The 23,936-nt window shown below is 41.6% G+C and carries 23 protein-coding genes and 1 pseudogene; 6 read left to right on the top strand and 18 right to left on the bottom strand.

Going from position 1 to position 23,936, the window contains the following annotated elements; genetic code table 11:
• The 4 genes and pseudogenes from ACEW80_RS30515 to ACEW80_RS30500 all read right to left on the bottom strand — a co-directional run.
• Nucleotides 1-1,149: pseudogene (locus tag ACEW80_RS30515) on the bottom strand (DNA mismatch repair protein MutS); the annotation flags it as partial.
• 101 nt (nt 1,150-1,250) lie between these two features.
• Complete coding sequence (locus tag ACEW80_RS30510; protein WP_373530192.1) at nt 1,251-1,766, bottom strand: DUF4276 family protein; 516 nt, start codon at nt 1,764-1,766, stop codon at nt 1,251-1,253.
• Nucleotides 1,767-1,954: 188 nt separating this feature from the next.
• Entirely contained in the window at nt 1,955-3,184 is a 1,230-nt protein-coding gene (locus ACEW80_RS30505) for an AAA family ATPase (RefSeq protein WP_373530191.1), read from the bottom strand.
• A gap of 89 nt (nt 3,185-3,273) precedes the next feature.
• Nucleotides 3,274-4,998 (bottom strand): ATP-binding protein, encoded by a 1,725-nt coding sequence (locus tag ACEW80_RS30500; protein ID WP_373530190.1) that lies wholly within the window; start codon nt 4,996-4,998, stop codon nt 3,274-3,276.
• 732 nt (nt 4,999-5,730) lie between these two features.
• Between ACEW80_RS30500 and ACEW80_RS30495 the strand changes: the two genes are divergently transcribed.
• Nucleotides 5,731-6,168 carry a CAAD domain-containing protein gene (locus ACEW80_RS30495; protein ID WP_373530189.1) on the top strand — a complete coding sequence of 146 codons (438 nt, stop codon included), beginning with the start codon at nt 5,731-5,733 and terminating at the stop codon, nt 6,166-6,168.
• 525 nt (nt 6,169-6,693) lie between these two features.
• On the opposite strand, the gene ACEW80_RS30490 is transcribed toward ACEW80_RS30495, so the two are convergent.
• The 4 genes from ACEW80_RS30490 to ACEW80_RS30475 all read right to left on the bottom strand — a co-directional run bounded on the left by ACEW80_RS30490 (nt 6,694) and on the right by ACEW80_RS30475 (nt 10,994).
• Nucleotides 6,694-7,269, bottom strand: coding sequence for a Uma2 family endonuclease (locus ACEW80_RS30490; protein WP_373530188.1), 576 nt, complete (start codon nt 7,267-7,269; stop codon nt 6,694-6,696).
• Between the two features lie 110 nt (nt 7,270-7,379).
• A complete protein-coding gene (locus ACEW80_RS30485; protein ID WP_373530187.1) occupies nt 7,380-8,450 on the bottom strand; it encodes a hypothetical protein in 1,071 nt (356 codons plus the stop codon).
• A 140-nt stretch (nt 8,451-8,590) separates the two neighbouring features.
• Nucleotides 8,591-9,964 carry a cytochrome P450 gene (locus ACEW80_RS30480; protein WP_373530186.1) on the bottom strand — a complete coding sequence of 458 codons (1,374 nt, stop codon included), beginning with the start codon at nt 9,962-9,964 and terminating at the stop codon, nt 8,591-8,593.
• A 76-nt stretch (nt 9,965-10,040) separates the two neighbouring features.
• On the bottom strand, nt 10,041-10,994 hold the full coding sequence (locus tag ACEW80_RS30475) for a Rieske 2Fe-2S domain-containing protein (RefSeq protein WP_373530185.1): 954 nt from the start codon (nt 10,992-10,994) through the stop codon (nt 10,041-10,043).
• A gap of 257 nt (nt 10,995-11,251) precedes the next feature.
• On the opposite strand from ACEW80_RS30475, the gene ACEW80_RS30470 reads away from it, so the two are divergent.
• On the top strand, nt 11,252-11,908 hold the full coding sequence (locus ACEW80_RS30470) for a TetR family transcriptional regulator (RefSeq protein ID WP_373530184.1): 657 nt from the start codon (nt 11,252-11,254) through the stop codon (nt 11,906-11,908).
• Between the two features lie 64 nt (nt 11,909-11,972).
• Here the strand turns inward: ACEW80_RS30470 and ACEW80_RS30465 are convergent, their stop codons facing one another.
• Both ACEW80_RS30465 and ACEW80_RS30460 read right to left on the bottom strand, forming a co-directional pair.
• Entirely contained in the window at nt 11,973-12,167 is a 195-nt protein-coding gene (locus tag ACEW80_RS30465; protein ID WP_373530183.1) for a hypothetical protein, read from the bottom strand.
• A gap of 2 nt (nt 12,168-12,169) precedes the next feature.
• Nucleotides 12,170-12,301: a hypothetical protein gene (locus tag ACEW80_RS30460; RefSeq protein ID WP_373530182.1), complete on the bottom strand. Its 132-nt coding sequence runs from the start codon at nt 12,299-12,301 to the stop codon at nt 12,170-12,172.
• A 198-nt stretch (nt 12,302-12,499) separates the two neighbouring features.
• Between ACEW80_RS30460 and ACEW80_RS30455 the strand changes: the two genes are divergently transcribed.
• Together ACEW80_RS30455 and ACEW80_RS30450 are read left to right on the top strand one after the other, a co-directional pair.
• Entirely contained in the window at nt 12,500-12,745 is a 246-nt protein-coding gene (locus ACEW80_RS30455; protein WP_373530181.1) for a DUF4160 domain-containing protein, read from the top strand.
• Complete coding sequence (locus ACEW80_RS30450) at nt 12,738-13,160, top strand: DUF2442 domain-containing protein (protein ID WP_373530180.1); 423 nt, start codon at nt 12,738-12,740, stop codon at nt 13,158-13,160. Before ACEW80_RS30455 ends, ACEW80_RS30450 begins: the two co-directional genes overlap by 8 nt.
• A 122-nt stretch (nt 13,161-13,282) precedes the next feature.
• Here ACEW80_RS30450 and ACEW80_RS30445 read toward each other — a convergent pair whose 3' ends face one another.
• The 7 genes from ACEW80_RS30445 to topA all read right to left on the bottom strand — a co-directional run bounded on the left by ACEW80_RS30445 (nt 13,283) and on the right by topA (nt 22,322).
• The gene (locus ACEW80_RS30445) at nt 13,283-13,615 is read right to left on the bottom strand and encodes a DUF433 domain-containing protein (protein ID WP_373530179.1); all 333 of its coding nucleotides are present in this window, start codon (nt 13,613-13,615) and stop codon (nt 13,283-13,285) included.
• Nucleotides 13,616-13,864: 249 nt separating this feature from the next.
• Nucleotides 13,865-14,701, bottom strand: coding sequence for a hypothetical protein (locus ACEW80_RS30440; RefSeq protein ID WP_373530178.1), 837 nt, complete (start codon nt 14,699-14,701; stop codon nt 13,865-13,867).
• 228 nt (nt 14,702-14,929) lie between these two features.
• On the bottom strand, nt 14,930-17,662 hold the full coding sequence (locus tag ACEW80_RS30435) for an HD family phosphohydrolase (protein WP_373530199.1): 2,733 nt from the start codon (nt 17,660-17,662) through the stop codon (nt 14,930-14,932).
• Between the two features lie 124 nt (nt 17,663-17,786).
• Complete coding sequence (locus tag ACEW80_RS30430) at nt 17,787-18,731, bottom strand: ADP-ribosylglycohydrolase family protein (RefSeq protein ID WP_373530177.1); 945 nt, start codon at nt 18,729-18,731, stop codon at nt 17,787-17,789.
• A 65-nt stretch (nt 18,732-18,796) separates the two neighbouring features.
• Nucleotides 18,797-19,246: a type II 3-dehydroquinate dehydratase gene (gene aroQ, locus ACEW80_RS30425; protein ID WP_373530198.1), complete on the bottom strand. Its 450-nt coding sequence runs from the start codon at nt 19,244-19,246 to the stop codon at nt 18,797-18,799.
• A 22-nt stretch (nt 19,247-19,268) separates the two neighbouring features.
• Entirely contained in the window at nt 19,269-19,409 is a 141-nt protein-coding gene (locus ACEW80_RS30420; RefSeq protein WP_373530176.1) for a hypothetical protein, read from the bottom strand.
• A 255-nt stretch (nt 19,410-19,664) separates the two neighbouring features.
• Nucleotides 19,665-22,322 carry a type I DNA topoisomerase gene (topA, locus tag ACEW80_RS30415; RefSeq protein ID WP_373530175.1) on the bottom strand — a complete coding sequence of 886 codons (2,658 nt, stop codon included), beginning with the start codon at nt 22,320-22,322 and terminating at the stop codon, nt 19,665-19,667.
• 427 nt (nt 22,323-22,749) lie between these two features.
• On the opposite strand from topA, the gene ACEW80_RS30410 reads away from it, so the two are divergent.
• On the top strand, nt 22,750-23,043 hold the full coding sequence (locus ACEW80_RS30410) for a hypothetical protein (RefSeq protein ID WP_373530174.1): 294 nt from the start codon (nt 22,750-22,752) through the stop codon (nt 23,041-23,043).
• 106 nt (nt 23,044-23,149) lie between these two features.
• Entirely contained in the window at nt 23,150-23,311 is a 162-nt protein-coding gene (locus ACEW80_RS30405; protein ID WP_373530173.1) for a hypothetical protein, read from the top strand.
• Between the two features lie 96 nt (nt 23,312-23,407).
• On the opposite strand, the gene ACEW80_RS30400 is transcribed toward ACEW80_RS30405, so the two are convergent.
• Entirely contained in the window at nt 23,408-23,773 is a 366-nt protein-coding gene (locus ACEW80_RS30400; RefSeq protein ID WP_373530172.1) for a hypothetical protein, read from the bottom strand.
• Between the last annotated feature and the right edge of the window lie 163 nt (nt 23,774-23,936).

Below are 23,936 nucleotides of genomic sequence, written 5' to 3'. Positions count from 1 at the left end.
TTGGCGTAACAACTGCCGCAAATCTTGACGTAGGGGCGTATTTTCCATCAACTCTTGGATGGTATCTTGCCGTGCCCGAATGCCTTTAATATCGAGTAGGGGTTGCAACAACCACCGCCGCAAAGCCCGCCCACCCATCGCCGTACTAGTTTTATCTAATGCCCAGAGTAGAGAACCGTGAAAAGTGCCATCCCGGACAGTTTGGGTAATTTCTAAGTTACGGCGGGTTTGGCTGTCAACAATTAGGTAGTCGGTGGCGGTGTAGGTGCGGAGTCTCTGAAGGGAAACTGAGTTTTCTTTTTGGGTATCTTCCACGTATTCCAGAAGACCACCAGCTGCACGGACGGCGAGGGGAAGATGATCGCAACCGAGTCCTTCAAGCGATCGCACTTTAAATTTCTGCAATAATCGAGGTCTAGCTTCGCCTTGGGAAAAGGGAACTTGCGATCGCAAACTATAGCAAAATGATGCTGGCAAACACTGGGGTAGATGCGGTGAAGTTTCTCCCGGACGCAGTAAACTACCTAAATCGGGCGCATTTGTCGGAAATAGCACCTCGGAAGGTTGCAAGCGTATTAACTCTTGTGTCAGATGTTCCAAATCACTACCTTGAGTTGTGAGGAATTCACCCGTGGAGATGTCTGCATAAGCTAATCCCCAATGATTTGCGGCAATTACTACTGCTGCTAGGTAATTATTGCGACTTGATTTCAGCATTCCCTCTTCCAGCAAAGTGCCAGGGGTGAGGATGCGCGTTACTTCCCGCCGCACCAATCTACCTGCCGCTTCAGAAGCATCTTCCACTTGGTCGCAAATTACTACTGCATAACCTTTTTCTACCAGCATCGTCGTGTAGCGTTCCCAAGCGTGATGCGGAACACCAGACATCGCCACTCGCCCCTGATCTCCAGCTTGTTTGCTAGTGAGGACTAATTCCAATTCTTGCGCTAATTTTACAGCATCTTGGAAATAGCATTCAAAGAAATCTCCGACCCGATACAGCAACATTGCGTGAGGATATTTATCTTTTGTTTCGACATAGTGCAGGTACATTTGACTTAGCTTAGTGCGGTCTACCTGTCGATGGTCGGAAATAAAAGTACTCGCGTCAGGTTTGGTAGATGGAGTTTCAGAGTGAGAAGCGGTCATAGATGCTACTGAGTTACGCGCGGAAATTCCCCAATATCCGATGATAGCTTGATGTTAAAGATGAATTGCGATCGCTGAAGAATTTTTTACCCTTCGTTATATTAGCTTGCTGATGCATCGATTATTTCTGTTAAAGTGGTGAAGACGCGATCGCAGTATGCCGAAGCTTGGCGAACCTTAGCTACATCAAGCAATTCCAAGAGCTTTGGAGCGTGGTTTGTTTTATGATATTTTCTCTTATCGGTACGGCGAGTAGCTGCCTCAAGCCATACTTTCAGAGTAGCTTTAGAAACTTCTTCTACGCTACCATACCGTGCCATTCCCTGAAGGATTCCATCTTCCCGGAATCCCTCCCCATAAAACTCTTTTAAAGCATCAATATCAGCAATTAACCATGCTTCCATCGTTTGCACCATCAGATGACACTGATCATCTTCAAAATTAACTGCATCTAAAATCCAAGGATGATCATCTGTTCTATTTCTCAGATGTTCCCAAGGTGTAACAGTGGAATCAACTGGAGATTCAGCATCAATTAATAACACATTTAAAGCTTCTGGCTGAGATTCTAAAGCTGTTTGAAAATCTTCATAAGCATCACGCCGTGAACCACACATAACAATAAATATATTAATGTTTTCACCAGCAATATCATATAGTTCTTGAAAAAATTTTATAAAACCGACGCGTAGTCCAGTTGTGGTTTATTTTCCACTCCTGATCCCACTACGAAAACCTGGGCGTGGTCTGATTAGCAGTTCAGTATCATCTTCATCTTCAGCACCCTCAATGTAAATGTATATCTTCATTGCCAACGATTTCCACCAATTTGCCCCATCCGCCAGAGATCGCCAAGGGTATACTTTTTTAACCATTTTTCCAATCTCTCAGGTTCCTGACGATGGAGGTGACTACCTTTTTTATCTCGTTCACAAACTATTACTGATTCGGGATATTCACTCAAAGCAGAAACTAAAGCATCAGAATGAGTTGTCACTATTAATTGTGTTCTCTGAGACGCTTCAATGAGCATTTCTGCAATAGTCGGTAAAATATCTGGATGTAAACCAATCTCTGGTTCTTCAATACATATAAGTGGCGGTGGAGTTGGATCAAGCAGTAAAGCCATTAAAAATAAATAACGAAGTGTACCATCAGATAACCGATTCGCAGGAATTGGTTGACTAAAACCCTCTTCACGAATAGTTATCTGTACTGTACCACCAGATATTATTACACCCAGTTCTTCGGCTGCTTCATAAAATTTTTTTAGTTTATCAATAATTTTTCTATGACCTATTTTATTTTTTAAATTGTTTAAAAATAGACCCAGATTACTTCCATCTTCTAGTAGAGGATGTTCAGGTAAGTCAGGTTTTTGAGCATTTCTTGGTACTGAATATCGCCCCATCTGCCAGTCACGATATAAACCTATATTAGAAAATGCACTGCTGAGGTAAGATAGTTCTGGATACAAATCTGGATCTTTTCGTTGAGATAAAACTGACTGATCTGGAATTAAATCTTCTCGCCGAAGAGTACGAGTACGTTGAATGTTGAAGTCATCGTCTAACTTATTAATATTTAAAACCGGACGACCACGTTGGTAACGATAATAAAAATAGACATCATCTGATCCTGGATATGGTCGTTCATTCTCTACAGCTTCGTCCACTAACTCTAGTCTTTGAACAATTGAAGTCAAGTTCACATAATAGCGCAAAATTTGGTTTTGGGATCTTTGATGGTTTTGGGATCTTTGAGGATAATTTAAAGTAGCTTCTATTTTGGCTACTGGATTTTCCTGTCCACCCTTCCACAGAAACTCGCTAATCCCTCCCCCTTGCCGAAATGGGGCGGGTAAGTCTGTGGGTGTCGCCCTTAAAATTCCAATTGCTTCAATTAAATTCGATTTACCCGAAGTGTTAGCCCCAATTAAGACATTGAGCGGTTGCAGTTCAATTTCTTCACCCTCACTTCCATAAGAAAGAAAGTTTTCTAATCGTAGAGAACGGATAAATCTTTTACCTTCCATTCAATTTTCCTATTTAGTTAATTATTTATATTATTAATTTTGTAGTCTAATACACCAAAAATGTCCTAGCGTTTATCCTCCTGCCTCATTCAATCTTGCACAGTCATTGGCAGACGAATTGTGAAAGTAGAACCAACTCCCGGCTCACTTTTGACAATAATCTCACCACCCATCATCTGACAAAAGTGGCGGCTAATCGCCAACCCCAGTCCCGTACCTCCATACTTTTTTGTAGTCGAGGTATCCCCCTGTGTAAAAGGTTGAAATAACTGTTGCTGTTGACGGTGAGACATACCTATACCTGTGTCCCTAACGGTGAAAGTAATCATACCCAAAGGAGCCTCTGGTCGTAATTCATGCTTTTCTCTTTTGACTATCAGCATTACTTTGCCGTTTGTAGTGAATTTGCCGGCGTTGCTAAGTAAGTTTAATAACACCTGCCGCATCCTGGTTTGATCGGCATACATGATACCAAGTTGCTGATCAAAATGCACTTCTAAGATATTGGCATTTTTTTCTATTGCTGGTTTGACTGTAAGGATGACATTATGAATCAGCTTCGCAATCTCGAATGTCTCTGGATAGAGGGTCATTTTCCCCGCTTCAATTTTTGATAAGTCGAGGATTTCGTTAATCAAGTGCAGTAGATGCTTACCAGCAGAGTTAATTGTTTCTAGGTCTGTGATAAAGTCTGCTGATAAACCAAGATCGGCAGCATCGTCTTCTAGAAGTTGGCTTAAACCGATGACAGCGTTCAATGGTGTACGTAACTCGTGGCTGACATTTGCCAGAAAGACGCTTTTTGCTTTGCTAGCAGCTTCGGCTAATTCTTTAGCTTGTTGTAGTTGTTTAGTGCGCTCAGATACCCGCTCAATTAGATGATTTAGAGATTTGGCAAGCAGGCCAATTTCATCTTCAGTGGTGATGGGAGCTCGCAAATCGAAATTAGATTTACGAGCTACTTGTTCCGCTACTTGGGTGACAGTGATCACTGGTTCAGCGATCGCTCGACTGGTACGCCAAGCTACAATGGCTGCGATCGCTACCGAAACCAGCATACTCATAATCACAATGAATCGCTCAACTCCTTTCGCCTGCTCAACGGCTTTTTGCCTTTCTTGCTCTTGATCTTCAGCAGTTTGCAGGATGTTAGTCAAGTTTTGCGAAAGCTGATCTAGCCGTATGGCTGTCTCACTACGCATAATTGTCAATAACTGCGATCGGGCAGAGAAAATCTGCTCAGGCCGCACTTGCTGGGAGTCAATTTTCTGTAAGACTACCTCGATTTGGTCAACGTAGGCTTTTAAGTTAGTCTTGTAATCCAGCAATAACGTTTGTAAAGTAGAACTTGTTGCTGCTAGTCTCCGGGGTTTACTGTTGATAAATCCGGTAATTTTTGACTCTAGTTGTTGAGCTTTTTCAACATTCTTCAGAAAATCAGCTTTTTTACTTTCTAGCTGTTGTGAATTTTCTAATACAGCAACTAGGTTAGAGCTATGCAATTGCGCGCCTACTACTGCATCTTTATAATTACTCAGTAATTGTCCTTGTTCATAAGCTTGATTAAATTGTCTGACTTCTCTTCCCCGGTAATAGTTGGCGATCACTAATCCAGTAAGTGAGCCAAAAAAACCAATTCCAATAGCGACAAAGTACCCATAGCCAATTTTTTGATGGATACGCCAAGAACTGGCTTTGAGTCTCCCTCGTGAGGGAAATTCTATGGTCGGGAGTTCGTCTATTGATGGCTCTTCCTCTGACACTTTTTTGCTTTCTGAACTGCTGTCGATAGGGATTGGCTTCTGAGTTGGCATTCCTCAAATCTACTTGCCTTCACGCAAAAGTCACCAAATCAGTCTAGCTTGTGCAAATACTTTAACTGGTGATTCACATCTACATTATCTTCTTTTATAGGAAGAGCAAATCATTGCTCACTAGATAATTAGCATATCCTTATATTATATCAGCGGTTTTGATCGCAATGTTGCTAAGGATACTTGTAGAGTATGGGGCATGGGTTATTCCCCAATCCTCAATCTTCAGGCATCATTATCATAAAATAGTTCTAAAGTCTAGTCTATGTGAATACACAAATATTTTTATTCCGTATTAATATCAATACCAATGCGTTAATTGACGAACGCGGCTTAAGATAGCTTTAATATCAGATAAAATCTACTTTTAGGCTTATATAAATGAGAGGTAGACTGATTTTTGGATGATTTGTACTTAAGATTTAGTACGATTATGAGCAAATGACACGAAATGGGATAATTACAACCTGAGGATTCCAGTTGATTCAAAAAAGAACTCAGAAAGCTGAACTATAATACATCCTGCTGCTTTCTGAGTTCTATCCTCCTACTGATCTACCTTGTAGTTGATGCAGTAGATATTGCGGAGCAATTATGGTTATGGAACACTAAAACTCTTTTGTGTCTTTGACTCAATTGTACTGATGCACTTTTGCATTACCTAATCAACAGCCTTTTGGTTGTAATTATCCAGATTAAAAAAACTCACCTGTCAAATTTATAGGAGTGAAAATGTCAGAACAAGAATTCACAGAAACCACATCAAAAGAGGCTACAGTGGCAGAGATCAACAACCAAACAGGAACTATCACCAAACTTCAGCCTCCCGCGCAGTCTCAAGATGAATGGCTAAAATACGGGGAGCAAATTTCTAGCTTTTTAGCAACATTGCCAGAATATCTAGGAAGCTTCTTTAATCAATATAAGCAACCTCTGGTAACAGTTGGTTTAATTGTGGGATCGATTGTTGGGGTTAAAGTACTCTTGGCAATATTAGATGCTTTAAATGATATCCCCTTGGTAGCACCTACTTTTGAGTTGATTGGTATTGGTTATTCTGCCTGGTTTGTTTACCGCTATTTACTCAAAGCCTCAACCAGGCAAGAGTTAACTGGTGAAATCACCATTCTTAAATCACAAGTGGTTGGTAAAGAAATTCCAGAAGCTTAATATCTGAGCTATCGCTTCTCCTGCAAAGACGCTACGCAAATGCTCTAATTCAAAATTCAAAGTCTTTGTTTGAATTTTGAATCTCTAATTTTGAATTTCCTCGCAGGGGAGCAGGGGAGCAATAAAGAATCTTTCTCCTCAGCTCCTCTGCTTCTTGAGTGACCACTTTTGCTACTAAGCTTACTGAGACGAGTTTCCTGCGGATAATTTACTCTCTACATTTTCCTTTGGAGTGCGCGAAAGTCGTGGTGGCTATAAATTCATCAAAGCCAAGGGCAGTTCTTTGGGATGACTCCGGTTCGGAAGGAGGTCTATTTGTCATCGTAATTACCCTGATAGCAGTAAAATTTGTATCTAAACAAATTAAGACACAAATGACTCTTTTACACCACCCCTTTTTGGGCATCTTGTCATGTATTGTAAACAGTGAAGCTAATAATTCGCTTCATCCCCTTCAAAATTGAGTTTCAACTCTTCTTAAATTGGCGAAGGTATTGAATCTTGCTAGTAAACACGAAGGATCGTTTAACTCAAAATCTGGGCTAAATCCAGCACAAACCCAGGCAATATATCCTCACCTGATAAACTAGTAGGCGAGCGCAAAACTTCAACTTCCTGTCCTGGGCGATAAATTTCCACCTGTTGGTTCTGGGGGTCAATCAGCCAGCCCAGACGCACACCGTTATCGATATACTCCTGCATTTTTTGTTGTACAGTCTTTAAGCTATCTGAAGCAGAGCGCAATTCTACCGCAAAATCGGGAGCGAGTGGTAGGAATTTTGCAGGGTCTGGATTCAGGGCTTCTAATCGCTCCCGGCTCACCCAAGATGCATCAGGAGAACGATTTGCACCATTGGGGAGCTTAAAACCCGTTGAGGAGTCAAAAGCCAAACCTGTGCCATCAGCGTCAGCCCAATTACCTAAGCGTTGTGTCAGTCTACTATTGCGATTTCCGCTTTCCCATCCAGTTGGTGGCATGATAATTAATTCTCCCTCTGCCGTGCGCTCAAGTCGCAAATCTCGATTATTCTGACACAGTTGGAAGAATTGCTCATCTGTTAACTCAATGGTGGGGCTGAGGTTTAGAATCAGGGCAGTCATAGTTACATCTCAAACTTGCTAAATGTAGCCTAACAATAGGTTGACCATCTATAAAGATAAGCTTCTATCTCAATATATAAATTGGAGGTAAGTGTCATAAAAAAGTAAGATTAAGTTTTATCAATTACTGCAAGATGTGCAGATAGTTCATCTTCTTCAAAAGCATCTGAATATAGTCTTTTATTAAGTATTTTAATCAAATCTTGCACTGAAATTTCTTTAATACGAATACCATCAACATCATATAATTCTCTAGTACTTTCTTGGCTAATTATCCAAACTTGACGATTTTTACCTTGAATTTGGAGCGTTTTTTTCCTTCCTCCACCATCTGTAAGTCTTACATCAATTGTCATCTGAGAATTTTTTAATTTATTTACATAGTTTTCAATCTGCTCTTTTTTGTGTTCATCAAAGTTTTTTCTAAGCGTACAATCATACATTACTGCAAGGCTTCCTATTATAAAGAAACCATCTGCTCTACCTGCTTGGTTTTTTTTGTCATATTGATATAAGTTATGGATACCGAGAAGCCTGAGAACCATAAATACATAATCCTCAAACTCTGCTGAATCTGAAAGCTTCATGGAATTACCCAAGCATGAACTAATTTTTTCTTTGACATCTTTAACATTAAAAGTATCAATATTAAAAATAGCTTTTTTATTCAAAGATGCCGTTGGTTTAGGTAAGGTTGGAAAAACTAAACGAATTTTCTTAACAGCTTTTATAACCCTTCCATCTTGATAATTTATATTTTGTAATGTAAAGTCTACCTTGTCCCCTTTAGAAAGATTTTCAAGTGTAATTTCCTCTAAATCTTGCTTAAAAAATAGCAAATCTTTATCTTGATTTTTTAGCGGTTTGTCAAGTCTAATAAAGCCTTTACCTTCTTCTTGATTTAGCCAGTTAATAACCCCTACTAATCTGCTAGATTCATTTAGGAAGCATACTTCCTCAGCAACTTTTTCTACAGTACCATCTTTTTTATTCCATTCTTGGACAATAAATTCTACTAAATTCCCTCTTTCTAAATCTTTAATTTCGATTCCAATTAGTCTATCTGCGAAGAAACGTATGTCTCCCTTGTGATCAGGTATTGCTGTCTCAGGAGTAATGAAGCCATAAGGTGCTTTACCTTCCCGGATATTAATACCCCTGATTGTTCCTGTGATTTTCATACCTCTTTACTGACAAGTTTTATACAGTTTCATATATAGGATTCCCTAAAAAATGAACGGTATAACACTGCCCGAAAGTTGTAGCAGTTATCCTAACCTTTTGGTTTATGTAGCAAATCGAACTTTAACTTTATATCATGTTAAGAATTTAGCTTGCTATTCAAAGGCTCAATATACGCTTGTAGAGTATCTTTAACTTTAGAAGGCTGGCGAACTGGAGCGATCGCCGAATAATCCGGTTTTACTGTCCAGTCGTAATGGCGAAGCAGTGTAGAAAGTACAATTTTCATTTCCATCTGAGCAAATTCCATGCCTAAACAACTGTGCGAACCATGACCAAAACCCACTAGTGCCAAAGGATGTTTTTTATCTTCTTCACGAGGTGGTGCAAAGCGATCGGGGTCGAAGCGAGCGGGATCAGTGTACAGTTCTGGTAAGCGGTGAGTCAACATCGGCGAAATAGTCACAAACCAACCTGCTGGGATGCAATAGCCTGCATACTCAATATCCTTAATTACACCACGATTATAGGCATACACTGGGGGATACAGCCGTTCTGCTTCTTTTAGCACGTTGGTTAACTGTGGAAGTTGTTTGAGATGGGACAGGTTAAGGGGATTGTCTCCCACAACTGCTAACTGTTCCTGGCGCAGTCGCTCTCGCCATTCTGGGTGATTACCTAATTCAAATATTACCCAACTCAGTAAGGAGGCTGTTGTCTCATGTCCGGCAAACAGCAATAGTAATGCCTCGTTGATTACCTGTGCTTCGCTCAATTTATTGCCATCTTCATCAACAGCTGCTAGCAGTAATCCCAAAACATCTTTTGATTCTTCTAAGTTACCCTGCTCGATACGCTGGGCGTAGGCGTAGCCCGCCGCAGGCATCGCTTGACGCAAAAAAGCAACTAACTTACCCCTAGTATTTTGACCGCGACCATATAAAGTAAAAGGAACATTCCATTTGAATATTGCCATACTGCTATCTAGCAGTTGTGTAAACCACTGACTAGTTTGCTCAACTTCGCTCTTGTTTTGACTTCCCAAAAAAAGCCGAGTCGCAACCATCAAGGTAAGCTGACGGAAACTAGAATTTAAAGAAATCGTTCTTTGCTCTCCCCAATCTTTGAGGAAATCTTGCACAATATTTTGGATTGTGTCGAAGTATGTAGCGATCGCTTTTCCGTGAAATGCTGGATACATTAAGCGACGAGTTACCCGATGTTCTTCACCATCTTGTAATAAAATATTGTTGCCAAATGTTGGTTCTAAGAAATACCACCCCATGCGTGACGACATATTTTCCGCTTGTTCTACCAGCACCAGCCGATTAGCATCAGGGCCAATTAAATAAGCACGTTTACGTCCCAAGACGCTTGTCTTAAAAACTGAACCATGCTGCTGGAATCGCCGCCATATATACAGTTCTAAATCCCGAAATATTTCCAAAGTCTCCCCCAAGATGGGCAAGCCATAGCTACCAGGCATTGACTCGGCGGATTTTAGCTGTTGCATATTTGAGTACCTCCAGCAGTAATTAGCTACAGTGTCCACTTAATTGTAAAGCGCAGTTAGGCTTTGTAAATCCAAATTACCAATCACAGTATAATTTTTCGGCGTAAAACATAATCTCTTCATTTGGCAATCTAATTTTTGGTTTTTGCCGAGGATACAAACTTTCAACTGCACTTGTATCCTGTTCAATAACTGTGGCTGCTGCTTGTAAAACTGAGTTTTTAAACATAAATTTCATCAAAGAATTTTTGAACTTGGCATACATCAAAATAAAAGTTTTGGTGATTTTTTCAGTTTCCGGGTAGAGAATATGAATTTGAGCTATATCACCAATAGGCGTTTTGGCAAAAAAAGCTGTAGTTGAAGGGAAAGCATATTCGAGTGTATTAGCCAACGTTTTAGGGAAGATTCCCAAAATAGGATTTTTGATAATTTCTCCTAACGTGTTGTTGGCTCTCGTCAGTTCTTGTTTGACTGTGGCATAATATCCTTTTTCTTCAAAATAACTGACATGACAAGATGTAATTTTAAATAGTTCTTTATGAGTACCATTTTGATGGTTATAGTCATAGTTAACCATCAGGTTAGTCAAAAAGTCTCCTTGAATACTTTTGTCCCCAGTTACTCCGATGAACTCGTATTCATCTACAATTCTCTGATGCAAATCTGGGATGGATAATCTTGGCTCAAATCCGGCATAAGTCCAGATACAATCATTGCTAATAATTAGCTCTAATGGTTTAGTACTTGGCTGAGTGTCCTTTTTTTCTCCTTGCTGTAGTCTGCCTTGTCCATCAAATTCTAGTGCATGAAAAGGACAAGTAATAGTATCTCTGTCTTCACAAACCCAGCCATCTGATAAGGGTGCTTGCATATGTGGACAGATGTTATCAAGGGCAAACACTTCACCTTTTTTATTTTGCCAAATGACATAATCCTGTCCATTTAATGTGATTTTATTAGGTTTATTAACTCCCAATACAGATTTATGCGCGATTAACCAAGGCGCACCATGTAAAATTGGTTTCATGTTTCCTCCAAAATCTTGAGAAGTTATTTATCTAAAGTTCTGTAAATGCGTTAGTAAAATAGGTAATATCCCAAGCAAAAATGCCGGACGTGCCTCCATTCATATAGCCCCGATTTCTAATCGCTAGGAATATTTAATTATGCTGAAAGTCAACTAACTAAAAAATTAGTTAGTATTAATTTAATAAATTTCATCTTCTATGTCAACTACTAACCGATTTTTTAGTTAATATATTTTCGTTATGATGATGGAGCAATGTGGGTCGTTCAACGCAGTCAAAATTCTCATCTAAAAAGCCGCGTCAGGTGCGCGATGCAGAGGCGACGAAAAGGCAGATTCTCGATGCGGCGGAAGCGGAGTTTGCCAGAAACGGACTCAGTGGGGCGCGGACAGAAGCGATCGCTAGAGGTGCAGGTGTCACCACAGCGATGATTTACTACTACTTCCAGAGCAAAGAAGGATTATATCAAGCTGTTTTGCAACGTCCGGCGGTGGAGATGCACGAAGGCTTTGAGCAGCTAAATCTGGATCAGTTTCCACCAGAGGAAGCGTTGAAGGTGCTTGTCAAAGAAGCGATCGCTTATGAAGCTGCTCATCCACACAGAGGAATGCTTTGGTTTCAAGAAGCAAACCAAAATCAGGGAAAGTATTTTAAAGAGGGAAATTGGCAAGAAAATTTTAGCTATCTCATCAAGATTTTAGAGCGGGGAATGGCGGAAGGTTGTTTCCGTGCGATCGATCCATTTCTCACCACTCTGCATATTATTGGGGTTTGTAATATGTACTTCAACGCTTACGAAAACATTAAGCATACTAGACCCGATTTGCAACTACTGAGTCCAGAAATGATTGAGCAGCATACTCAAGCAGCAGTTAATTTTATTTTGGCTGGTGTGCGACGTACTGAGAATTAGGGGTTGAATATTGGGAAACTGCGATCGCGGTTTTTAGCATTTGGGCGTCGCGCAACAAAGGTTTTTAAAGAGTTGTCTTAATGTTTAACTGGCTATACTGCTGAATCAGGTTTTGACATCTCCTCCCCGCCTCTACAGCTTTTTTCATTAATGCTTTACCTTGAGTAAAGTTTTGAGCAGCAAAGGCAGTCAGTGCTTCTTGGCTCAGTTTGGCAGTTTGTTGTGATTCTAGTCTAATTTGGGATTGTAGGTCACTCATGCTTATTCCTCATTCTCTGCAATCACTGTTTCCAAGTTTTCTGCTGCCTGGTAAAGCCTATCTGCTTGGCTAGTAAGCCGGCTAGCATCATTATAATTTCCCTCTGCAACGGCGTTGTCTGCTTCTGTATACAACTCACCAATAATTTGCTGGAGAGATAAGTAGGCGCGTACTAATGCATCGGTGGTTTTACTTTCTATTCTAATTACCTGTAGTTAAAATCTAACCCTTTGTATTGTTAATATTACTCCTTGGTGTTACCTAGAAGAAACTTGAGTGTCACTTGATAAACCCAAGCGCTTAGGTCATATCTGATAAAATTAAGATATCAAATGCCAACAATTTTAAGAAAAGGCGGTTTCGAGGTTCGTATCTACCTTAACGATCATATTCCTGCTCATGTCCATGTTTTTAAGGGGGGCGGAGAGGCAAAAATTAACATAGGAGATGAAAACCTAGCTCCAGAGTGGGTTTCGGTATCCCCAGGCATGAGTGATAAAGATGCGGTGAAAGCCTTACAGTTAGTTGCAGATCACCAATTGGAACTACTAAAAAAGTGGCGAGAATATCATGGTTAAGAAGATTGCTGCTACAGAAGAATTAAAAGAGAAGCTAGCCAATGCCAGAGCAAACTCAGATACTACCGCCACATCTGAACCACGGGCTACTCGTGCTTTTTATGACCCTTATTTAGGAATGATTATAGTTTTCTTGTCCAATAAATGTATGTTTGGGTTCCCTTCAGAGGTAGGACAAGGACTAGCGGATGCTTCGATTAAGGACTTAGCAGAAGTAGAAGTAACACCTTCTGGTGAAGGATTACATTGGAAAACCCTAGATGTAGATTTGAGTATTCCTGCTTTGATGAACGGAATATTTGGAACTAAAAAATGGATGGCTGAACTTGCTAGAAAAGATGAAAGTTCCACTTCTTTTGCAAAATCTGAAGCATCTCGACTGAATGGGACAAAAGGCGATCGCCAATACCTCTGAATCTTTCTTACCTTCGAGCAATGCTGTATAAGCTGATTTAAAATCACGATTTGGTTGTCTACGTATCGTACCAGTTACAATCGCTTGGCGTAGGTCAGCATCTGCTTGAAATCGAACTGTCGTCATACCTGGCTGTGCTTCTGTATTTGAGCAGTTTTTAACTTTTGATACATTAGCGGATTTTTCTCTCTAAGGGACTGTTGCAATTTCTCAAACTCTTTTTCACCTTCTTTTAAATACGCATCAATTAGCTCTCGGTTGGCAAGATAAAAGGTAATAGCACCATAAACTTGCTCAAGCGAGAGTAATGGAAAGTTTTGGGTAATGCTTTCAGGAGACTCACCATTCAAAAAGGCATATACAACTGAATCGAGAGTGATCCGAATGCCTTCGATCCAATATCCTCCATCTCGTTGTTCGATATATGGCTTTGCTCTCTTCAGTGCTGCTGTCATAAAACTGTTTGCTACTCTTTACTTCGATATTAAGCGATCGCACTAAACTTAGTGTGTCGAGTTAGCCAGGATTAAATAAGTCTTGAGATTATCGGAAGATCAAAAGGGAAAATTATTAACAAGTAAAAAGTAAGAAATGCTTGCAGTATCAAAATAGCAAATAAGTCACCACAAGATTTATAGTAGCTAATACTGGATAACTTAGTTGCTGTTTTCTTGCTGTAATCTTTCAATTACTTTATCTCGCCCCTAAAGATTTTGCTTGTTAACAGCATTCTCTATTTGAAGCTCGTTTATCTTGCCTTTAAGTTCTTTGCCCTGTTTTTGAAGCTGTTCAATTTTTTCCTCAAGTCGCTTTACTGCACTCTGAGATTCCTGTCCTTGCTGATCAATTTGAAATGTAGCACTATCTCGATTGATTTCGATAATTTTGATTCGATAATTATAGATTCCCTTATAGTTGTAGAATTGCCCTACTTTCCCGCCACTATTCTGACAACGTTCGTATTCATAAGATTCTAGACTGCTGCGATCAAGGGGAGGAGCTTTACACTCTGTGTTTGTGATATTCAGACTTTCATAACCATCTGTGCCAATTGTACCGTTTACAGGCTCGTACAAGCTTACATCACTAATAGCTATCGAAAGCCCCTTTGGATCAGTAAAGTACTTTAACTTGCCTCGTTCAATTGTAAGAGTTTTCAATGAAGCATTTGACTGCTGTTGATCAGGTTTAAAAGAGGATAAAAGTTTAGATAGAACTGGCTTTAACTGTGATTGAAAGATAAAAATACTGGATATAGCGAGGGCAGGAATCAGAAATGCAATTCCCGTAGTCATGCCTTTTTTAACTTGTTGCTTAATGTACTCTTGGAACTGCTGCCGTTTTGTTTGCTCGCGCAACCTTTTATCTTCAACATTTTTGATGGCTTGTCTAATAGTATGTGGAGGAATTTGTGCCTCTGAACACGCTTGTTGTAAATCTGCAAATGAGAAACCTTTACTGGCTTCAGCATATAAGCGAGCAGCTTCAGCTAACACCTCAACTGCCATATCATCAGGAATGCGGTAATCTGGGTTACTCATAAACGTGACATCAATTGAGCAAGTATTTTACAGAAAATTTAAATAAAGCAATCGTATCATGGATCACCGTGCCAAAACACGAAAATCGTGTACTAATAAATTTATTAGCTACAATCGCGCAATGAGATTAGGCGATCACACTTATGAAGAGATTGCATTTACCATTAATTTTTCTTAATCTGCCTTGGCTGAATCCTGAATATTAGTTTATTTGGATACTTAGCATAATTACGAATTCCGTGCAGCACTACTAGCCTTCAACTTTGGATAAGCAATCCGTTTGTGATGAAATTGCTGCCAAACATCCACAAATATCTGAGCGATTTGTGACATTTCCTCTCGTGTTAGTCCTGAATCTACGAGTTGATTATCTTGCCATTTGGCACGCAGAATATTATTCAGCATTGTTAAAGCTTGTTCGCTGGAGACATCTTTAAGCGATCGCTTCTCTCCCCCATATTTCGCTGATGCTTCGAGCGATCGCAGCGCTGCCTCGCAAGAATCTGCTAACATGACAATTCCGGTTTCCCGTGATTGGGGAATTGGTCCATCGTAGCGAAAATCTGCGTCATCTACTGTTAAACTTGGATTTTCCTGAGCCATTTGCTGGGCTTGGTGATGGAAATAGGCAATCAGCATCGTTCCTTGATGCTCTGGAATAAAAGCTTGAATTGCTGTCGGCAAAAGGTGTTTACGCGCCATCACCAACCCTTCAGTTACGTGCTTTTTAATAATTTCTGCACTCTTCCAAGGGTCTTTAATCTCGGTATCATGTTTATTCGGCCCACCCATTTGATTTTCAATAAAGCTAAGGGGGTCGTGCATTTTGCCAATATCGTGATATAATGTACCAGCCCTAACTAATTCAACATTGCATCCTAGTTGTTTGGCAGCAGCTTCGGCAAGAGTAGCCACAAACAGCGTATGTTGAAAAGTTCCAGGAGTCTCAGTAGCGAGTCGTTTTAATAAAGGGCGGTTAGGGTTTGCCAGTTCTGCTAAACGGATTGGGGTAACTAAATCAAAAAGTTTTTCTAGATAAGGACTCAAGCCCAAGGCTACAACACTCCAGCCTAAGCCTGATAAAGCCAAGAATCCGGCTTCTCGAAAGACAATATACCAGGTTGAACCAAATGCCTGACCAATTAAGACTTTAACAACCAGATAAATGCCGCCCTGAGTTAAAGCGATCGCCACACCTAATAATGCCAATTCTTCACGCGATCGCAATCGTTGTGCTATGTAACTGCCTAATATTCCACCCCCTGCACCAGCTAAAAGCGTAGCCTTGCTTATATCTAAGCTAATTCCTAATATCGGCGACAGTAATCCTATAACTGTCACTCCCAAAGTTGGGCCGTAAAAGCTTCCTAACAATAAACCAAGGGCACTCCAGGTAGTATAGGGCAATCCGATCGTGATTACTCCTGGCACACTTAGAGTCAGCAATAACACTAAAAGGCGATCGCGTTGCCGCAATTCGCAATTGACATGGCGTTCTACCCAGACAAAAATGCCAATGGCGATCGCAATAACGCCTCCTAACTTCGCCAAACCCTGCCATTTTACCTCTCGGCGAATCAGGTGATAATGCTCCAGCACCTCTAAGTTCCATGCAGTAATCTGCCTTCCTTTTTTAACAATCACCTCACCACGCTGTACCTTCACCATTACCGGGGGCACCCCAGCAGCAGCCTTTTGAGCGTTTTGTCTCGTTTGTTCTTTATCTTTTTGCAGATTCGGCTTGAGTACAGCTAACAAAAGGTTCTTTGCTAAAGGTTCGGCCTCTTCTGGTACAAAGGTTTGCAATTGTAAGCTCACCGCAGCTTCTAAGATATTTTCTGGCAGTCCCTCTGGGATGCCTTGGGTGAGAATCCGCTCTGTACTCCGATAGATTCCCACTTGTGTTTTTTCCCAGTCCACATCTGACAAATCCAAAAGAAGAGATTCCTCGTATACTACTTCTGGGCTAACAGTCTCTAACTGTAAAAGTTTGGCGGTGGCTTGGTTGTATCTTTGCCGTGCTTGGGAAATTTGGGCAATCAGTAAGGACAAGTTTTTCTCAGAAGTTGTGGCGCGGTAAGATTGTAGTTCTGCTACTGCTTGAGTAAAGTCAGTGTTTTGAGAGAAATCAACTGGCTCTGGCTGCTGTAGCGTTACCTGCGGACTCTGGGAATCAGATTTAGAAGGTATTGTCCGCCTCTGGCGTACTTGATTAGGTGCAGCTATCGATGATCGATGGGATGAAGCTGCGGTTTGTCCTGCTGCTTTTTTCTGCTGATTTCTCCCATTTTCTACAGCTACTAGCAGTCCTTGCCATTCTGAGTCAAGACAATAGCGGAGGTAACGCTGGGTAGACATGGACAAAACCACAGAATTAAAAAAAGGAAAAGCTCCAGCAACGGCGCGAATTTCGTTGCCAGCATCCAGAAGTTGTTGCAAATCTTTGTTGATTTGTTCGTTCATTCGCGCATTAATCATCAATATTTGCAAGGAGCTATTACTGACGGCTTTGCGCTCGGCTTCTGTTTTTTTCTGATCTTCGATGCTAGCTGTGTAAGGCGCTGTAATTGTCTGGGGCGCGGGATTTCCTACTTGAAGTTGAGTTTGATTGTATAATTTATGGCCAGCAATAACTGTAAAAGACACTACAGCGATCGCCAAAATCACCGAGGAACGCTGTTCATGTACCCAGTGTAAACCGACTCTATAAATATTACTCTTAGTTTTGACCGATTTTGCCTTTAAATTTAGCGCTCTCTCTTGTTTTCGGCGCTCGCTTTTGTCATTAGTTTTTGATAAAAACAGAAGTACATTCTTGAGGATAGTCCTTAGAAGTTCCCTTATATGGCTCTTACCTTTGGGACTTCTGATTAACTTTTCCTTACGGCGTAGTCCTTTGTACCCTCGCCGCCAGTGAGTCAATTGCTTAGTCAAGAACTGCAAAAATTGCTGCATTTTCATTATCTTTGCCTGCAATTGCTGACTTTGATCGCTCAAAACAAGACAATCATCAGGGAAGTTTTATCTGTGGCTGCTGCTATTGCGACTACGATGGTGAGAGTTAATTCGTAATTCGTAATTATTATTAACGCGATCGAATAACGCGAGGAGCCGCGTAAACTGAAAGCGGAGCTACTTCACATCCCTCCTCTGTTAACTCCCTTGGATTTAGGGCAAGGTCATACACTCCTGACCATACTGCCACAAACGCATCGACCAATTTTAACATTTGGGAAAAGCTAGTTAGTCCCCATACTGGAGAACTTCTCTGTAAGAGCAAGACTCGCCAATTTAAGGGAATTCCGCTTGTACTATTATATGCTCCTGATAAAGCACCAGTAATTGCACCTGTAGCCTGGGAGCTTACAGACGTAGCACCTTGCACTTTAAAATTGCCATTGTAAGTAGCCCGCAAAACTGCAAGGCGAAAGTCTTCCAAGGTACTCAAAAAGCAGAAAAATGCCATAGGAATAATATTACTGAGTTTTTCTTCCCTACCAAACTCAGCTTGCACCTTTTCTAATCCAGCCCCTTGCTCTAATAAATTTTGGACTTTTAATAATTTTTTTGGTATTGATGTCGGTGTTTCTCCGATAAAAGAAATTATTTGCGGGATGAGAGTTAGGGGGTCGAGTTTTTCAGTTAAGGCAAGAGCGATCGCATATCCTACTGCTAGTGTTGCATCCCTTACCACTGGGTCATTCTCCCAAATTTTTAGGATATGCAGCAAGTTTTGTCGGAGCTTAATTGGATTTTCGTGAAAAAAGAGCGCTACTGGTAGTGTGGCAATAATTATTTTAATCGATATGTCATCAGTTGCGGCTGAATGAAGAGATTCTTGTTGCTGACGCGCTATCCAATCATCTATATCTAATCGACCCAACGCAATTAAACTCTCAGTCCCTAGAACCGCCATTCTGCCAAAATCTAGGTAATTCTGAGACTGTATTTCACCGCCAGAGGCTGAACTCCCCCCCAGGAATGCTCCCAGGAAAGTACCTTGAAACCGACTTTTAGGAGAGTAACGCATGAATTATACAGTTAAAAGTGAGGAGTTAATTAAATATTGTTAATTCTTCACTTTACTACCAATTCCTAACTCTTAACTCTTAAATGATTTACCAATGCCTGTAACCCCAACAAATAACTTTGAGAGCCAAAACCACTGATTTGCCCAATCGCTACTGGGGCGATGTACGAGTGATGGCGAAAATCTTCCCGACGGTAGATATTACTTAGATGTACTTCTACTGTGGGCAAGTTAACAGCAGCGATCGCGTCTCGCAATGCCACACTTGTATGAGTATACGCTCCGGCATTAATCAAAATTCCCTGATATTGCCCTAATGCGCCATGAATACTATCTACCAAAATTCCTTCATGATTTGACTGCACAGGAAAAACTTTCGCCTGTAACTTTAATCCTTCTTCTTCTAACAGGCGGTTAATTTCAGCTAGTGTCAACGAGCCATAAATTCCTGGTTCTCGCTGTCCCAGCAAATTCAAGTTTGGCCCGTGCAGTGCCAAAATACTTAAGGGTTGCAATGTTGAGTTCAACACTTTGGGGCTAGTGGCGACGGCGTGAGCGATCGTTCACAGGAATCGGAATCAGTTCCGGTTCCGGTTCAGCCTCTGGGCCAAACAGGCTGTCAATTAGCCTACGAGCTAATTCCTTAAGCTTTTCCAGCACCTTTTCTATATAGTCCATTGAACTGACCGCTCCTGAGATACTACCTCAAATTTTGATTAACAGGTACGCAAAAATGAAGTATTTTGCACCTGTGGCTTTTAATTAAGCTAACACGCTCGCCTATTTAGGCAATGAACCAATTTTAAAATTTGGTGTTCTGTTCTACCTTAATCCTTAGAGTATCACATTAGCAACCTAACTAACTACACCCTACGAAGGACGGGGATCAAGGGTCAAGAGTTTGACTTTGGACTATTGACTCTTGACTTGCGACTAGCCTTCTGCGCTCTTTTTTTTCGCAACAGTCGTTGAAGACTTAGCAGTTGACTTAGATTTAGAACTCGAACTCGTTGATTTACTCGTTTTGCGAGTTGATTTTGTTGTCGATGCTTTACTCTCTAACAATTTCAGTGCCTCAGCCAGCGTTATATCTTCTACCGATTGACCTTCTGGGATACTCACATTAGTTTTGCTATGCTTAATGTAAGGACCGTAGGGACCATCGTAAATGTTGATTGTCTCGCTGTCTTCTGGATGTGCACCCAATTCGCGTAAGGCTGCCTTAGACTTGCTGTTGGTGGAACTACGTCCCTTTTTTGGTTCAGACAACAATTCCAATGCACGTTCTACGGTAATTGTCAATACATTATCCGCAGCTTTGAGTGAGCGGTAGTCTTTCCCCTCCTTACCTTGGTCATGAACGACATAAGGCCCAAAGCGTCCCAAACTAGCTTGGATTTTGCCGCCACTGCCTGGATGAACTCCCAATGTCCGGGGTAATGCCAACAGACCAACAGCCATTTCCAAAGTAACGGTTTCCGGGGTGACACCTTTGAGCAGGGAGGCTTGTTTCGGTTTAGGGTTTTCGTCAGTTTTGTCACCTAATTGAACATAAGGCCCATAAGCACCAATTTTCACATAAATCGGTTCACCAGTTTCGGGATGCCGACCTACCTGGTCTGGCCCTGTGGTTTTTTGCCGCAGCAATGTTTCTACCTGTTTGGGGTCTAGGTCAGCTGGTGTCAGGTCTTTGGGAATTGAGGCAGTAATAACACCGTCACCATTTTCAACTTCAATGTAGGGGCCATATTTACCAATACGGACTTTGGCATCTAAATTCTCCAGTTCTACAGTCCTAGCTTTGGTGGCGTCAATTTTACTTTCCTGTTCTTTAACTAGGGTTTCCAGCCCTTTCTCTCCCAAATAGAATTTCTGCAAGTAAGGTAGCCATTTCGCTTCACCTGTGGCAATATCATCGAGGGTTTGCTCCATTTTCGAGGTAAAACTGGGATCAACGATGTCGGGGAAATGTTTTTCCAGCAAATCGGTGACGGCGAAAGCGGTAAAGGTGGGAATAAGGGCGTTAGTCACCAATTGGGCGTAACCTTTATCGATGATCGTACCAATGATGCTGGCGTAGGTACTGGGACGACCGATACCTTCGCTTTCTAAAGTTTTCACCAAAGTAGCCTCAGTGTACCTAGCTGGCGGTTGAGTTTCGTGACCAACTGCTTCCAGTTCTGTACAATTTGGGTGATCTCCCACTTTTAGATTAGGCAAAATTACTTCCTGGTCTTCCAGTGCTGCTTCTGGATCATCTGAACCTTCAACGTAGGCACGTAAATATCCGGGAAATTCGATTCGCTTGCCAGAAGAACGGAATCCAGCATCCTCAACTTGCAACTGCACGCTAATTTGAGTTTGTCGGGAATCAGCCATTTGACAGGCGACGGTACGCTTCCAAATCAAATCGTAGAGGGCAAGTTCCCGACCGCCCAAACCAGTTTCTTGGGGGGTGCGGAAGCTGCTACCTGCTGGGCGAATTGCTTCGTGCGCCTCTTGTGCGCCTTTGGATTTGGTGGTGTATTGCCGGGGTTGGGGACTGAGGTATTGTTTACCATAAAGCTTTTCTACACAACTTCGAGCTGCTGCGATCGCTTGATCTGACAAATGTACCGAATCTGTCCGCATATAGGTAATATACCCCTGCTCGTACAAATTCTGGGCAACCCGCATCGTGTCACGGGCTGAGAGGCGCAGTTTCCGGTTAGATTCTTGCTGCAACGTCGAAGTTGTGAACGGTGGCGAGGGTTTGCGCGTTACTGGGCGTTCCTCGATCTCGGTAACACTCCAGGTTTTTCCTGTCAAGCGTTCCTTGAGGGCTACTGCTTGGTCAACGTTTAGCAACAAGACATTGCGACCTGCGGTAATTAGCCCGGTCGCTGCGTCAAAATCGCTACCATTAGCTATTTTGGTTCCTGCTAATGTCACCAACTGAGTCGCAAAGGGGGTTTTTTCCTTTTCTAAACTAGCTTTCAAATCCCAGTAAGTACCTTCATGGAAAGCGCGGCGTTGGCGTTCCCTAGTAACCAAAAGTCGCACAGCTACAGATTGGACTCGCCCAGCAGATAATCCCCAGGCGATTTTTTTCCATAGCAGGGGAGACAGAGTGTAGCCCACCAGTCGATCTAAAATCCGCCGCGTTTCTTGGGCGCGAACCAACTGCTCATCAATATTGCGGCAGTTTTTCAGAGCTTTTTTGATCGCGTCTTCGGTAATTTCGTGAAACACCATCCGCTTAGTCGGAACTTTCGGCTTGAGTAGCTGGTATAAATGCCAACTAATGCTTTCACCTTCCCGGTCTTCGTCCGTTGCCAGAATCAGTTCATCGACATCTTTGAGGGCTTCTTTGAGCAGGGTGACAATTTTCTTTTTGTCTTTCGGGACAACATATACCGGTTCAAAGTCGGCGTCCACATTCACCCCTAGCTGCGCCCATGTTTCCCCTTTGACAGCGGCGGGAATTTCACTAGCCGACTGGGGTAGGTCACGTACATGACCCATAGATGCCTCTACCCGATAGCCTGCTGGCAGGTAGTTGCGAATGGTACGAGCTTTGGTTGGAGATTCGACGATGACGAGTGTTGACATGGAAATTTCAAAAAAAGAATAGCTACTAAGCTAAACAGTCAAATTGAGGTAATTCTTGCAAATTGTCAAGATAAAACGTCACGCTTAGAGCGGTGATTTAATCCTCACACAAACTGCCTGTTAGGGCGAAAATCCGCTTAACTTCGGGTACAGTCCTTTCTAAAGGATAGGGTAGGGGAACGCTGGCTGTGAATTTCCAGCTATTTCAATCTTTAACTTATCTAACGCATAATTGGCGAGTAAAGTTTTCAAAATATTCTTTAATTAGGGAGTGGGGAGGACAAGGGGACAAGGGGAATTATTAAAAAAGAAGTCTTTACTTTGTCTATTCTCAATGCCTCACTTTCATAGAGGTTGTGCCAAAATTAAACCAAACTTAAGAGTAAAAGCGAAGTGGGGTTTGTACCTATCCGCTTGAGGCAAAACTATGCAAGCAATTCGTCAAGGTGATGTCATCTTACTACCTGTGCAGCAGGTTGAAGGACAAAAAATACCTCATTTAACTTTGGCGGAAGGCGAAGTTACAGGTCATAAACATCGTATTACTGAGGGAAAGGCGGAATTATACGAAAAAGATAGCACACTTTATTTACGTGTGTTTTCAGAGTCGGCATTGCTAGCTCACGAGGAGCATAAAGCTATTTCTATTCCCCAAGGTGATTGGATGGTGAAAATTCAGAGGGAATACGAGCCTGAAGGTTGGCGTTACGTCGCTGATTGAGAAGTTAACGCCTGAGCAAGAGGCTTTGATTCCAGTTTATCGCCAGAAGTGGAGAGCGATCGCTCAGGTTCATTTTTTGGGCGATCGCTTTATCTGTTAAGCCTTATTGATATTTCAGCGTCAGCACCTCGATCCATTTTCGAGCAAATTCAGGGTGCGATCGCTTGGTGAAATCATAGATTTTGGCGCTAAGGCTGTTGTGATGATTGTCGGTTTACCCATTCGGGTGGCTGCCGCGATCGCACTCTACACCTGTACTTTCTGCTAGGACTTTCCCCATAGACGAACCTTGAACACCTGCTGCCCACAATATAGTTTTTGAGGCATAAAGATTCTCTAAGAAAATTGGGTGTAAAGTTTACGATTAACGCTGCCAATCATACATTAATCGTCCATGACGATCACGCACAAGTTCCCATTCTCCATAACGATATGGTTGTCCGTGATAACGTACAGAGCGATGGCGTCGTCTATAATGATGTCGCCGAGTCCGCTGGTGTTGATAATAATATTTTCCAGTCCGTTGCCGTCTATGATAACGTCGTCGATTCCGTCGGTGAGCTAACAAAAGCTCTTCACTTTGCTCTCCAACTAACTTTGTCTGTGCGTCAAGACTCTGTTCATTAAGAACATTATTTAGAGTATTATCCTTGGCTTCAGCCAAAGCAGATGGATAAATGAAAGCTAATAACAAGAACACAATTGAGGATAGCTTTTTGAAACGGTTCACGTCTTTGCTTTTCCTAGACTATTGGTAATAATTTTATTTAATACTTAAGTTGGGCAACTATGTAGTTTAGAATTCACAAACCTGAGTAATGCAAAAGTAATGAAAGTACTTATGTTAAATGTGAAAAAGTTCGAGTTTGGCAACTTTGGTAGGAGCAGGGATT

Origin of the sequence: Nostoc sp., assembly GCF_041747015.1 — a bacterium.
GTDB lineage: Bacteria > Cyanobacteriota > Cyanobacteriia > Cyanobacteriales > Nostocaceae > Nostoc.
This window is presented reverse-complemented; position numbering and strand designations above follow the sequence as displayed.